General features: G+C 47.3%; 10 protein-coding genes. 1 reads left to right on the forward strand and 9 read right to left on the reverse strand.

Going from position 1 to position 13,330, the window contains the following annotated elements; all coding sequences use genetic code 11:
* Window positions 1–610: 610 nt before the first annotated feature.
* Entirely contained in the window at window positions 611–931 is a 321-nt protein-coding gene (locus DQG13_RS31970; RefSeq protein ID WP_113023487.1) for a response regulator transcription factor, read from the reverse strand.
* A 79-nt stretch (window positions 932–1,010) separates the two neighbouring features.
* Here DQG13_RS31970 and DQG13_RS31045 point away from each other — a divergent pair, with 79 nt between their 5' ends.
* Window positions 1,011–1,160: a DUF5348 domain-containing protein gene (locus DQG13_RS31045; protein ID WP_181593039.1), complete on the forward strand. Its 150-nt coding sequence runs from the start codon at window positions 1,011–1,013 to the stop codon at window positions 1,158–1,160.
* A gap of 90 nt (window positions 1,161–1,250) precedes the next feature.
* On the opposite strand, the gene DQG13_RS27950 is transcribed toward DQG13_RS31045, so the two are convergent.
* The 8 genes from DQG13_RS27950 to DQG13_RS27985 all read right to left on the reverse strand — a co-directional run bounded on the left by DQG13_RS27950 (window position 1,251) and on the right by DQG13_RS27985 (window position 13,091).
* Window positions 1,251–1,928, reverse strand: coding sequence for an SDR family NAD(P)-dependent oxidoreductase (locus DQG13_RS27950; protein WP_181593040.1), 678 nt, complete (start codon window positions 1,926–1,928; stop codon window positions 1,251–1,253).
* Window positions 1,909–2,295, reverse strand: coding sequence for a cupin domain-containing protein (locus DQG13_RS27955; protein WP_113023489.1), 387 nt, complete (start codon window positions 2,293–2,295; stop codon window positions 1,909–1,911). Before DQG13_RS27955 ends, DQG13_RS27950 begins: the two co-directional genes overlap by 20 nt.
* On the reverse strand, window positions 2,292–5,300 hold the full coding sequence (locus DQG13_RS27960; RefSeq protein ID WP_113023490.1) for a glycoside hydrolase family 38 N-terminal domain-containing protein: 3,009 nt from the start codon (window positions 5,298–5,300) through the stop codon (window positions 2,292–2,294). The genes DQG13_RS27955 and DQG13_RS27960 overlap by 4 nt, the downstream gene beginning before the upstream one ends.
* A 445-nt stretch (window positions 5,301–5,745) precedes the next feature.
* Window positions 5,746–7,074: a carbohydrate ABC transporter permease gene (locus DQG13_RS27965; protein ID WP_146767222.1), complete on the reverse strand. Its 1,329-nt coding sequence runs from the start codon at window positions 7,072–7,074 to the stop codon at window positions 5,746–5,748.
* A 5-nt stretch (window positions 7,075–7,079) separates the two neighbouring features.
* Complete coding sequence (locus DQG13_RS27970; protein WP_113023492.1) at window positions 7,080–7,991, reverse strand: carbohydrate ABC transporter permease; 912 nt, start codon at window positions 7,989–7,991, stop codon at window positions 7,080–7,082.
* 73 nt (window positions 7,992–8,064) lie between these two features.
* Window positions 8,065–9,489, reverse strand: a complete 1,425-nt coding sequence (locus DQG13_RS27975; RefSeq protein WP_113023493.1) for an extracellular solute-binding protein — start codon at window positions 9,487–9,489, stop codon at window positions 8,065–8,067.
* A 157-nt stretch (window positions 9,490–9,646) separates the two neighbouring features.
* Window positions 9,647–11,290: a response regulator gene (locus tag DQG13_RS27980; RefSeq protein WP_113023494.1), complete on the reverse strand. Its 1,644-nt coding sequence runs from the start codon at window positions 11,288–11,290 to the stop codon at window positions 9,647–9,649.
* A complete protein-coding gene (locus tag DQG13_RS27985; RefSeq protein WP_181593041.1) occupies window positions 11,271–13,091 on the reverse strand; it encodes a sensor histidine kinase in 1,821 nt (606 codons plus the stop codon). Before DQG13_RS27985 ends, DQG13_RS27980 begins: the two co-directional genes overlap by 20 nt.
* Between the last annotated feature and the right edge of the window lie 239 nt (window positions 13,092–13,330).

The raw sequence follows: 13,330 nt of genomic DNA on the forward strand, positions 1-13,330 counted from the left end.
CCGATAATTACATATTATCCTTCATCTAATCCAATAGTAGCATAACAAATTGGATGTTTCACTATTTTTCTCCAAAAAGTGACCCAACCTGACTTTAGAGGAATGTTGCTCAGTCTCATATCCTTCTTATTCACCTGTGCTGCTACTGTACTCCCTCTTTGGCGGGATATGCCCACCCACTGCTGATAACAAATCTAGCGTCCACATTACTTCAAGTTATGCCGGTTAATCAAGTTATGCTATGCGCGGCGCATGCGAAAAAAGGAAATAATAGTATCGATCTGAGCGATCCCGGAGCGTCTCAGCTTTTCGTTACGATCCATTATGACATAGATGATTGCTCCAACTACTAAAGGACTAAATCGCATCAGGTGCGTATATCCCGGTTGACCACATTCAAGTTATGCGCGGCGCGCGTGAAAAAAGCGAAGTGTGGGAACGGGAAAAATTCTTGTGGCTTCCGTCCGGCGCAGAGAATGATGCCATGGACGAGGGGAAACAGATGACTCAACTGGGGCTTTGAGAGCAGTTGGCATCTGAAGTGCCGCTGCTCCTTTTTTTGTCTTTTTTATGTACGACCGTAACTACTGCCTCATATGAATTGTCAGCTTCACGTATTTAATGTTGGAGGTTCTTGAAATTGGGATTTAAACACTATATTTTTCATACCAATTTGAACAGCGTTGCTAATCCATTCGTTTTCTATTACAGATGAAATCATGATGATTTTATGTGAGTTCTGTTCTAATACTTCTCTTGCTAAATCTAGCCCATCATAATCAGGAGGAGTCATTATCAAATCCAATAATACAATGTCGAATTGCTTCCATTTTAATAACTGCTTTCCTTGTTCTTTTGAAGCAGCAGATTCTGTTATGATGAAATCAGACTCGGTTTGCAATACGAATTGCGGGTAGAGGGCAAATCGCAATTGTCATGACGCGACGATGGCTTCCGATGACCTACGACCGGAATGAGGCTTGGTGGGTAGTGGAGATCGGGGGCGAAAAGTGGGATTTCACTGCGGGGAATATCTGCTGATGCGCATTCGGGACGGGCTGGAGTGTCGGATCGAGATGGACCAGGATTGGTACGTGATCATGAGCGAGGACGCTCGGTTTTACTTGAAGAACAAGCAAACCTACTGGGTAGAGATCTGAAAAAGCGGGAAGCTGGTGATGAGACCGGGCTTCCCGTTTATACGCCCTTTTTAGTCAGATATTCTGTCCGAATCTGGACACGTTGCACCGTCAATTTCTTGCCAAGATAGAACGTCTGTAACATTCTCCCGCCAGTGTGGGAACATGATCCACTCTAATCGGAATATCCAATTCATAATCCTGATAGATTTTCACTATTTTCGCCATGTCCGTCTGTCCATTATCATGAAAGGTTTCATTAAACTTATATCTATCGCCGACAATATCTCTGAAATGCACAAAAAATATTTTCTTTTTCTTGGCAAAAGCCGGTATTACTTGTTCCAAATCTTCTCCCATAGCGGCATAGGTTCCCTGACACATCGTTATGCCAAGATGGTCGCTTTCAACCAGATGAATCGCAATAAAAGTAGCCTTGAAATTGACATCCGGTGTTTTGTCCAGCGATTCGTTCTCGATGTCCAGAAAAGACTCCTTGGGACAATACCCCGCATTGTTGACCAATACATCCAGGCGGCCGTAGCTCGCTTCGACTTGGGCAAACATCTCTCTGATCTCTTCCCGGTTCAACAATTCCGCTTGAAACGAGACATGCCGTCCGGGCAAGGCCGATAATTCCGACAGAAAAGAATCAACCTCCTCTTTATGATTGCGATAATGGACAATGACGGAGGCGCCGCATTCGGCGAACATCCGGGCGGTGCACTTCCCGATGCCGCTCCCCGCTCCGGTGATCAGGACTACCTTGTTATCCAGATCGATCTTCATCCGCTTCACCTCTATCGAGATAATATTGCGTGTTCTCCGGTCCCGTGCCGTCATTCTCGACTACAGCCACACAGGCATCTTCGCTGAGTGTGACTGTATGCCAGGCACCTTTCTTGACTATATACAGCTTACCAGTCTCCATCGGGATTTCCCGGAGCTCGTCCCCAACAAACAGCGAGGCTTGGCCGCTAAGCAGCAGAAACACTTCGTCGGTCAACAGATGTCTTTCCAGCCGGGAAACGTGCGCCGTTTGCAAATGATCTGCATAATTGATCAGCGCCACGCACCAACCATTAAAACCGTGCACCCGAGTGTACCCCTTGCCCTCAAATGCCGATATCTCGATTCCGGTCATCTTCGCGCTCATTCTTCAATCGCCTCGACCGTATAAGTGTTGTAGGCGATGGAATCGATTTCACACCACTGCACCTTGAACGGCTCATTCGGAACCGTCATCAGCTTGTGCCCGTCGCCGTAAATTTCAAACGCTGTCGCCTTTTCACAATGCCGCTTTTCAAAGGATAAAATCGTTTTAAGATTTTCACTGACAAAGGTGAAAAGATTCGTTATCTTTGCCGGGTTCGGCTGCTCGTCAGGTATGGACAACCCGTCCAGACTACGAATTTTTAGGGTAACATAAGAATATTGGTCAATCTCAAAATAAATTGTATCGTCCTGAAACTCGGCAGCAATCCCTGTGCTTTCTTCGATCCCGTTGGTATAAACCGCCTCCTGAATGGAGAAGGGCAGTTTGAAGGATGCTGTTGCCGACTTGACGCCGGTTTCAATAAATCGTGCGATAAATGCGTCGTCATCCTCCTCCGATCTTTTGAATGAGAGCATGCGCACGTTATCCGCATCAAGAGACATATAGCTTTTTTCATTCGTCTCCGAATAAGCCGCACCGATCAGCGGCGTATACGTTTTGTTAACGCTCCAATCAGGAACCTGTTCGTTCCAGCCGCCTTGATACGGCAATACCGACAAAGAATACTCCCCGAAGCAATCCTCCTTTGACGTAAAGTTCAGCTGATTGCTCCGATTTGAGGCGGCAAACAAATAGATATTCGCATTTTCATAGGTGACGCGGCTTGAGAGCTTGTTATAATGAATGCCGCCCAGATGGAAAACAGGCATTTCCTTGGAATACAGGGCAATCCCTCGGCTTTCATTCTGAACCGCCACCCAATTTTGTGCCACTACAAAATCATGCGGATTTACCGGCAGACGATCTCTTGGTTCATTCACGACACCGCCCGCAAGTTCGGTATAAAACTGATGGTTTTCCATCTTAAAGGGAAACGCAAAGAAGATGTTTTTCTTGTAACGATCATAATAATCGCCCATCAGTCCTGTTGCATGATCAAACTTCAACGACACGTCGATGTTTTTCTCGTGCGTATAGAAAATAATAGTGCTCGTTACGTTCGCTCCGCTTTGCTCTTCATAGCTTGTTTTGGCAATTACAACGGCAAGCGGCCCGCGCTCGATTTGAAAACTGCGCCGCTTTGCGGTTTCAACCTGCAGTTCTTTGCTGGTCTTTGTATCGGTATTCACATAGATAAAGTCGCCTAATCCGAATAGCGATGAACGATCCAGCAGTTCTTCGTTGGTTGCCTTTTCCACAATGCTGTTAATGGTATGCGTCCCAGGATCACATGTCACAATGTAAAAAGGGGTGTCAATTATTCCCGTTTCTGTATCACTGAAACGGGATGCTTGAGCATCCGGCTCGATTCGTGAAGTCTCAAACATGCGGAATCCATACGCCGGTAAATCAACCGGCTCGGTAATCGTGACCCCATTGCTCAGCGTTTGACACTGAACACCCTTCGGGACTTGCCTTCCTGATAACTTCAGCGTTGCATTGCGCCGATGAGGAATGGTGTTCCAAACGGAAAAACCGGACGTCTCCGAGCCGGAAAGGATCACATCGTCTATAATCCCCGACACAATCCGTTTGGCAACCTTTGCGGATTCTCTTTTCATCAGATACAAATTGAACTTATGCATAGCTAGCGGATGCTTGGCGGAAGTACCCCAGCAATGTTCGTCAAACTCGCAAAGCCGCCACATCGCCTCATTGATTCGTTCCCTCGGGTACCCCTTTTTTGCGCCTTCCAGCGCAGATAAAACCACAAGGGTTTCCGCAACAGGCAAAAGGACCTCCGCCTCGCGTTTGGCGGCGAACCAATCGGGAGCGATCGTAGCGAAATCCGCCCATTGATCGGACAGATCCCCTGAAAGAACAGGGATGCTGTCGCCGAAATTGTCGGCAATGTACGCCAAATCCTGACTCGGCAGTCCCATCCCGAATTTCGGATACGCCCAGCGTCTATTCATCTCTTCGCAAACCGTAAGCAGCATGGTCGTCGGCATTTCCCGGTCATCATAGAAAGCAAGCGGCAGGAGATCATAATCCACATCGCCCAAATCATCGATGATGGCATTAACAGCCTCCTCGGTTTTGACCGCTTTGCTTTCGTCAAAGTAGAATGTACCTTCCGGATACTGCCGCAGCGTATTGCAGAAAATACTGGTCAGCGATTGTTCGCGATAGCCATACTGCGTCCAACAAAGCAGGCGGTCTTTCTGATTGGGTGCTTCCCACCAGAAAATTTTGGGCAGAACCCGGTCATCGGTGGAAAATCGCCAGCCTCGGTTATCCAGTACCGCTGCATATTGGATACCGGCTTGCATATAAGCGCTCACAGCCGACCAGGAAATTCCGGACAAATCAGCATATAAAGCAAGTTTGGGCGTTATCCCCCATTTTTTTTTCGCTTCTATACCGGAATAATACATGGACCGCGGCAATTGTTCGTAACCGTGCCAATGCGAATGCACACCGGAATGGGGCGCGTTCAATTCGATATGGCCGCTGTTCAAATACTGTTTCAGCCGCAGATAGCTTGTTTCATCGCGATAATCCTCGAATCCCTTTAACCACCAATAATGCTCGATCATATATTTGAAGCGGCGGTCTGTATCGATGATTTCTATCGCCCTGTCCAAATAGTCCGCACATTCGGAACCAAGCATATTGGCATAAGCGCAATACCCCAAATCCTCATGAGAGGACGCCACAAAATTTATGCTCCATTTTTTTACCGGTTTTAAAGTAAACTTAAAGAGGAGCGGCAACTCGCAAAATCGATGCAAATAGACGCAGCACTCGCTGTGCTGCTCGACCAGCGGCAAAAACAGCTTCGCCTTGCGGGAAAAGAATGAAAGTCCTTCTTCAATAAGCGTTCCGCCGATGCTCACAGCAATCGTATAGGCGTTGCATCCATCCCAAACTGTATCTGGTAAATGAAGCAACACCAAGTTCCGATTATCTTTCGTAATAAATACCGTTTGCTTAATTTGCATTCCTTACACCTCTCGTTTCCGCTTCACGAAGTCGCAGTTGTTTCATCGGGAGTTACAGCTTGCCGAGCCTTTTATATATTTCCACCGGGTTAGCACCGGGCTGCCTGTATAATTCGCGCGCATCATTCTCGTGTCTGAACTCTTGTTCGCATTTTTCCAACACTTCTTTTACCCTTTCACGCGGTATTGCATTCAATCGGTTGAAGGCGTTGTCTCCATCTTGATGGTATAGGCCGGTCCGGCAAGGACCCACTCGTTTTTCAAAGGTTTGATTTCATTCGCAAGGCCTGGTACGGCAATCCCATTTCATCCATAACATCGTAAATCAGCCCGGAATACAGCGGCTTAAACCGCTCGCGTAATTCCTCAATAGAAATGCCATAGTCGAAAAACTTCCCGTTGATTGCTCATCAATCGTTCTCCTCTTTGAATATCCTTGTTTCTATCAGCCTTTTATCCCCGTAAAGTTGATTCCTTTCTCTACATATCGCTGTGTTGTCACAAATAAGATGAGAAGCGGAATCATTGAAATGACGCCGCTGGCGCTAATCCAGTTAGGCCGGGCTACAGTACCCTGATTGGTTGTCTGCTGCATATCGTTCATGGCTACCGTAAAGGTCCAATTGCTGGGAGATTGCGTGACGATATACGGCCACATAAACTCATTCCATACCGGTATGAATGTCATGACACCAACAATGGTAAATACGGGAATCGACATTGGAATGACGATGCGTGTGAATGTTTTAAATTCAGAAGCGCCGTCGATTCTGGCTGCTTGCAGCAGCTCGCCGGGCAATTGATCAAAAAAACCTTTAAACAGAAAGATTACGAACCCCCAGGCAAAGTGAGGCAGAATAATAGCCCATAACGTGTCAATCAAATTCAATTTTTGCATGAGCAAAAATTGGGGAATCAGGGTGGACACACCCGGAATCATCATTGTGGCCAGAAAAAACATGAGCAGCGCAAATTTTAAACGGGAGCTGCGGATAAGCTGCGATAAGGCATAGCTTCCCAAGCCTGCGAATAAAAGCTGCCAGAGGATAACCGTGAACGTAACAATGGAGCTGTTCAAGAAGTATCTATAAAATCCAAGCCCCCCCACCTTATCCGCCGCCATATACTTCAAGCTTGCATAGCTGTCAAACAGGCGCAGAGGATTGCGTGAATGCTCAATGGAAACGATTTTGCCCGCAATCACATCATGCTTATCAAAAAATTCCTGATAATGCTGTACAGCCGCATGCCCGCTTTGTCCCGCCGGAGGCGTCGTCTTGTCCGGATTCCGGTCCAACCCGAACCAGTCAAAGTCACTTAGCTGCCGCTCTTGAATAATGGGCAATTTCAATGCCATAACATTATCGTTTACAACACGCGTAGGCACAATGGAGGATTGCCCGGAATAAAACTGCGCGGAGATCGTCCTGGCTTGAAATAATTCCTTGCCGTTCCGCGTTCCGCGGATAATAATTTCACCCAAATTGTCCCGAATCATCGTGGCCCAGGGAAACCATGTCGCTTCCATCGCTTCCTTCAAGTAAAAATCCCGATCCGTCGCTTCAACGCCCGAAAAGTCGATGGTGACCTTCAGGGAGTGCGGCACCTGAGGAATAAACTTCGGTGTCGGAGATTCGATGGATTCATTGTCCATAATCGATGTCAATAACAGCCATACCAGCGGCAGTATACAAAAGATCAGGAACATGATCGTTACGATGTACGAGGTGATTTTCAGGCTTTTTTCACCTTTTTCTCTGATGCGGTTGTTCATGCCGATCAATCTCCCTCCTTTTGCAATTTGAATTGAATAACCGTAATGATAGCGATGATTATAAACATGAAAAACGATAACGCCGCCGACATGCCAAAATTATATTGCTCAAATGCGGATCGTTGAATCAACAGGGAGACAACCAATGAAGCGTCTGCCGGACCGCCTTGCGTCATAATGAATATATTATCGAATGCAAGCAGCACACCAGACAGAAAGGTTATAAACTGAATGAAAATCACAAAGCGGATATTGGGCAATACGATATAATAAAGTCTCTTCCAAGGGCCGCAGCCATCTATCTTGGCCGATTCAAACAGATCTGATGGAATAGACTTTATTGCGGCGTAATATAGCAGCACCCCGACCCCGCCGCTGGAAAAAAAACCGGGCAGGACTATGGCAAACTTGGTCATTGCCATATCATTCAGCCATCCGTAAGGTCCCAATCCCACTTTTCCCAACAAATAATTAAATAATCCCCGATCCGGGTTATACATCCATTTCCACAGCAATAAACCGGCTACAAGCGGCAATATGGCCGGAATTTGATACAAGACCCGGTATACTGCGTTCGCCCGTTTGATTCCACTGAGAAATATCGCTTGAACGATCGGTACCCAGAAAACAATGGCAACCGACAGGAAAAACATAATAAATGTGTTTTTCAACGCCAACCAGAACGTTTTGGTTTTTAAAAACAGAAAGTAGTTTTCCAGTCCGACGAATTTGCCGGGAGGATTCACAATATCATAATTGTGCAAACTGATATGAATAGCAGAGAAGATCATGTAATATTTAAATAATAGAAAGACAATAATCGAGGGCAGCAAAAACAGAATCGGGGTCCACCGAATTTTAAATTTCCGAGTCCGTAAGCTCGTTGTCCTTACCACTGCGCCAGTTTCGGAATTCATATCTTCACTCCCAGCTAAATAATAGCACCGGGATTTCCATCATGGAAATCCCGATGTGCAGAACCTGCCCGACCTACTTCTTCTTACTCAATACATCCTCGTTAAATTTATCAACAACTTCCTTTTGTGCCAGATCTTGCGCCGCTTTCAGTTCTGTAAGCGGATCCGTATTTTTGTCCAGCAGTACTTTCTGAATGGGTTTCACAATATACGGACTGAGACTGGACTTCAGATAATATTCCAGACGTTGGTTCTTGGCTGCTTCCTTGATCGCCGCAACAAAGTCCTGAGGCATATCCTCAATATATTGCGTCGTATCGATATCTCTGAGTATACTCAGCGGATTGACGCCAAGTCCGTTGTCTTTGCTAAACTGAAGCTGCGCCTCTTTGGATTCCTTTGATGTCATGAACTTAATATACTCGAATGCCGCTTTTTTCTTCTCGGGCGAAGCCGTCGGACTGATGGCTGCAAATTGACCGCCCGCCTGGGCCAGCGAGATGCCCGCAGGTCCTTTGGGATATGGAGCGAAGCCGATATCATCCGGATCCATGCCTTTGCCGACAAAAACGGTGAAGCTGTCTGTCGCGCCAAGAATCATGGCGGCTTTGCCGGTATAGAAGTCTTTGTTGTTCTCCTCAACAGATTGGAGCACATTGTTTTGCACAACCTGATGCGTCCATTTCAGATCCTTGTAGTACTGCAGAGCTTTAACAACAGGCTCGGAATCAAAGGTCAGCTTCACCGTTCCGTCCGGCTGCAGCTCCGTCAGATCCCCGCCTGCTTGCCAGGCGTAATATTCAAAATGCCAGTCCGCCCAGTCCATACCAAGAATATCAAAGCCGGTCGTTCCCGGATTAGCATTCTGCACAGCCTTCGCCACTTCAATGAATTTTTCCCAGGTTTCCGGCGCTTTGGTAATTCCAGCATTGGCGAACAGCTTCTTGTTGTAATACAAGCCGGTAGTGTACATATTGGTCGGAACGCCGTAAATTTTTCCTTTCTCGGTAGCAAGGTCGAAAGCGCCTTCAATAAAAGTATCCTTCAAGTTGGACTCGTTCACCAGATCGGTAATATCGGCCACAATTCCTGTGCCAATATAGACCTGCATATCCGGGAACGACGGGAAGAACACATCCGGCTGTTGGCCGCCGGCAACCGCCGCCATAAATTTCTCTTTGCTTTGCGTGATATCCTGGTGCGTTACTTTGATGTGCGGATAAAGCTCGTCAAACTTCGCAAACAACGTTTCTTGAATAGATTTCTGCGTGCTGTTCGGAGCCGGTTTATCCCATACGGTAATTTCCACAGTTTCGGGCTGTTTCCCGCCTGCGTTGGCATTGCTTGACCCTGCTGCGGCTGCCGGGGCGCTCGTCGCTCCGCTCTCACTGCTCCCATTGGAGCCCGTACCGGAGCTGCATGCAGCCAATATGCTTGCAATAAGCACAAAAATAATGATCGCAGCTCCCGTTTTGTTCAATCCCCCGTGTCTTGGCATCTGAATTCCTCCCCAATCATGAATTGATTTTACAATTCAATCGTATCTGAACCGCATGATGAAATGAATAGAAATAATTAACGGCATAAGTATGAAAGTATTATCTATTTTTCACACCCGGGGCTTTACTTTCAATCATTGCGCGCGGCGGAAGCTTCTATTCGTCGAGCGTTCCCGTCAGTTGATCCGGGAACTGGGATCGATATTGAACAGGCGACTTGCCTGTTGCTTTACGAAATACACTGCTAAAGTATGCCGCATCGGGATATCCGACAATCGTAGCGATCTCCTGGATTTTCATTTCTGTCTCTTTCAGCAGCTGCTCCGCTTTTCGCACCCGCTCCCCCGTCAAATAACTGATAAAACTTGACTCAAAACGCTCTTTGAACCTTCTGGAAAGATAGTTGGGATGAATATAGAAGCAATCCGCAATCGTCTGCAAACTTAGCGCTTCATGCAAATTGGCGTCGATATAACTTTTCACCTCGTCCAGCACATCATAATGCTTGGCTTTGCGGAGCTGATTCAAATGGTCAATAATGTTGGAGGTGGTACTGGCAAGCCTCCGCTCAACTTCCAGCCAATTATCCGCCTCGCCAAGGCTGGTCCGCAAATCATGAATATCGCCAATAACCCATTCGGGGACGCTTGTCTGGGTCAGCAAGTACTTGCGGTAAAACAAATGCAGCTCCACGCAAAAGCTTTCCAGCTGCCTGAACTGAGCACCCGCTTCATCAACGATACGCCTTATCCGCCATTCCAGCCAGCGATGAATAGCATCGGCATTGCAGTCCTTCAGCTTCCTGTCCAGAAACCGTTCGTCCTCGCCGCTAATAATCGAGCTGCTCGGTTCGCCTTCAGCCACCGCCGGGACGAAGCAATACACTTTGTTGCGGCCGTGTATAATCCGATTTCTTAACGCTTGCTTGGCCTGCTGGTAGGAATGGTGAATATCTTCGATACCTTTCACCGGCAAGCCGGTTCCAATTACCATGTCAAGCCGGAGATAACGATTGATTCCGTCCATGATGTTGTTCAGCTCCCTCTCGGCATCCGGCCATCGCTGGGCATGGGAATCTCCGAACACATACACAAACTCCTTGTCATAGATGGAATGCTGAAACAGCGCTCCTTCGTGGCTGAACGGGCTCATCATTTGTCGTATGATATTGGATATGGCAAACCGCAGCAATTCTTCGTCCCCTGCAAGGAAAGAGCGAAAGGGCAGCGGCGGAATATCTATTTCGAATACAATAGCCGTAAATTCCATGCAGGCCGCTTGCAAGGCGCTCAGCTTCGGATCCTGCTCCAGCTCCGCCCGTAGCCCTCCTTGCTGGATCATCCTGGTCAACAGACGCTCGCGCGCGTTCTTGTCATTCTGCTGCTGAAGCAACTGCAATTCATCAAAAAGTGCCGTTTGGCGACGCTGATGCTCCATTCGCTCGGCAATGCCGCATAAGCTGCTTCGAAGCTCCTCGTGGTCCACCGGCTTCAACAAATAGTCAACTACTCCGTACTGGACAGCCTTCTTTGCGTATTCGAACTCCTCATAGCCGCTGACAATAATAAAGGCAATATTCTCCTTTCCCTTTCTGACTTCTCGAATAAGCTCGAGTCCGTTCATTTCCGGCATGCGAATATCCGTTATGACGATATCCGGCTTTTCCTCAAGCACTTTACTCAGCCCCTGGCGGCCGTCGCCCGCTTCGATAATCGAGGATATGGGAAGGCCGAATTGCTTCACGCGCTTTATCAGCCCTTGGCGCAGCAGCGGTTCATCCTCAATGATCAATATCTTCACTTTTGCGTTCCTCCTCGCTGAGTTCTCTGAAGCATATTACTGCTTCTGTTCCCTGCTCTGGATGACTTTCAATAGACAAACCGTATTCATTGCCGTACAGAAGCTTGACCCGATGGTGCACATTCAGCAACCCTACCGAGGTCGGCCGCTCCGAAGAGCGCCGATGAGGGATGCTGTTGCCAAGCATCTCCTGAATCTGCTTAAGCTTTCCCTTCTCAATGGCGGGACCGTTATTCCATACGGATATGAACAGCCGCTCATGGGAATCGCGCCAGATTCTGATTTTTAGCAATCCATCGGCCGTCATCCGGTCGAATGTATGGACGAAGCAATTTTCTACAAGCGGCTGAAACAGCAGCTTCGGAATTTGAACCCAATCCAGTTGTTCGTCCGACTCGATGGTATAATGCACCCGTTCTCCGTAACGCTGCTGTTGAATATACAAATACAGCCGAATTTGCCCAAGCTCCATCTGGATGGTGGACATCCGATCCGAGCTAATATTGTATCGGAACATCTTGGCCAGGGAACGGCTGATCATGCTAATGCGGTCGTCATCATGCAAGGTTGCGAGACTTTCGATGACGCCAAGCGTGTTATACAGAAAATGGGGATTGATTTGCGACTGCAGCGACTTGATCTCCGATTCCTTCCTTACCAGATCTGTCTCGTAAATTCTCATAATGAGCGACTTGATTTCCGCCGCCATCTGATTGAAGCGGTAAATAATATAACCTATTTCGCCCCGGGCGCCAATGGACAACTGAATATCGTAGTCTCCCTTCTCCACCATGACAATACCTTTCTTCAGCTCCTTGAGCGGAGTCAATATTCGGGAAGAAAGCAGGCTTGCCATGAGCAGAGATCCGAGCAGGCAGGCTATTCCCAGATAAATAGTGTTTAATGCCAGCTTCTCGACCTCCACCAGCAGCGCTTTCGTATTGGCGATTCCCACGAGAGACCAGGGGGTATTGGCCAATGGATAAGTGACGAACAACAGCCCCTCGTCTCTCAGACTGTCCAAGTACCGCCCTCTCAAATCCGGATTGGAGGCAATGCGAATCTGTCCGGTCTCCTGGTCCGTCAGCAAATAGTCTGCCGCTTCATGTTCCCAGATGCCCTGCAGCCATTGAGTTAAGGACTCATGAGACAATTGGACCATCATGATGCCAATGAGGGGAAAGTCTGCTATAAAGTTGTTCGTTTTCTTGAGCGCCTGCACGTAAGCAAGCGTGCTCGTCTCCTGACCAGTTCGGGACTCAAACGTCACCGACGGTACCCAGGCTCCCCGGCCGTTTTTCGAGACAGCGAGCTGCTTCAGCCGCTCAAATTCAATAATATCCGTGCTCTTAAAATTACCCTTTAGAAGCTGGTTGCCCTCAAGCTGTGATACGACAAAAAAGTCGACTTCGGGATAGTCGGACATAAATTGACTCAGCTTGTCGGAAAATTCATCATACGCTTCCGGATTCGCCCCGAGCGTAATCACAAAGTTTTGAAAGCGAATATCGGAGAAAAAATTCCACATTGTATTTTGGATACCAGTCATCTTCGTTTCTAACGCCGATGCAGCCTGCTCACTCAGGGTCTCCATATTACGAATTTCGCGGCGCTTTATATCTTGGGATGTTTTAGTATAATAGTACGAACCAAGCATCGTTACTGTAATTGTTATAATGGCAAAAAAAGAAATCAGCAGCTTGCGGAACAGCGAACCAAAAATGTAATCGTATACATTTTTGATGTTTTGTACTATCGATAGCATGATAATCCCGATCGCCCCCCCTTTGGCCGAACCCATGCTTATCCGGGTTGATTCTGAATTGAAGCAGAAGCCTGCCATTTTATTATAGTATGGGTTGTCAATTGGCGACCATAAATATTTCATCATAAACTATAGGAAATTTATAACCACATCTATGGCAATGCTCCGGTTTGGCTTGACTTCTGTGTGAATTTACCCGTGCAGTTTCATTAAAACAGAAGTCTCCGTCCCGCTACTTTGAGCGGACGGAGACTTCTTTCGTTATCTTAAAAACT

Source organism: Paenibacillus sp. YN15 (genome assembly GCF_003285005.1).
Lineage (GTDB): Bacteria > Bacillota > Bacilli > Paenibacillales > NBRC-103111 > Paenibacillus_AR.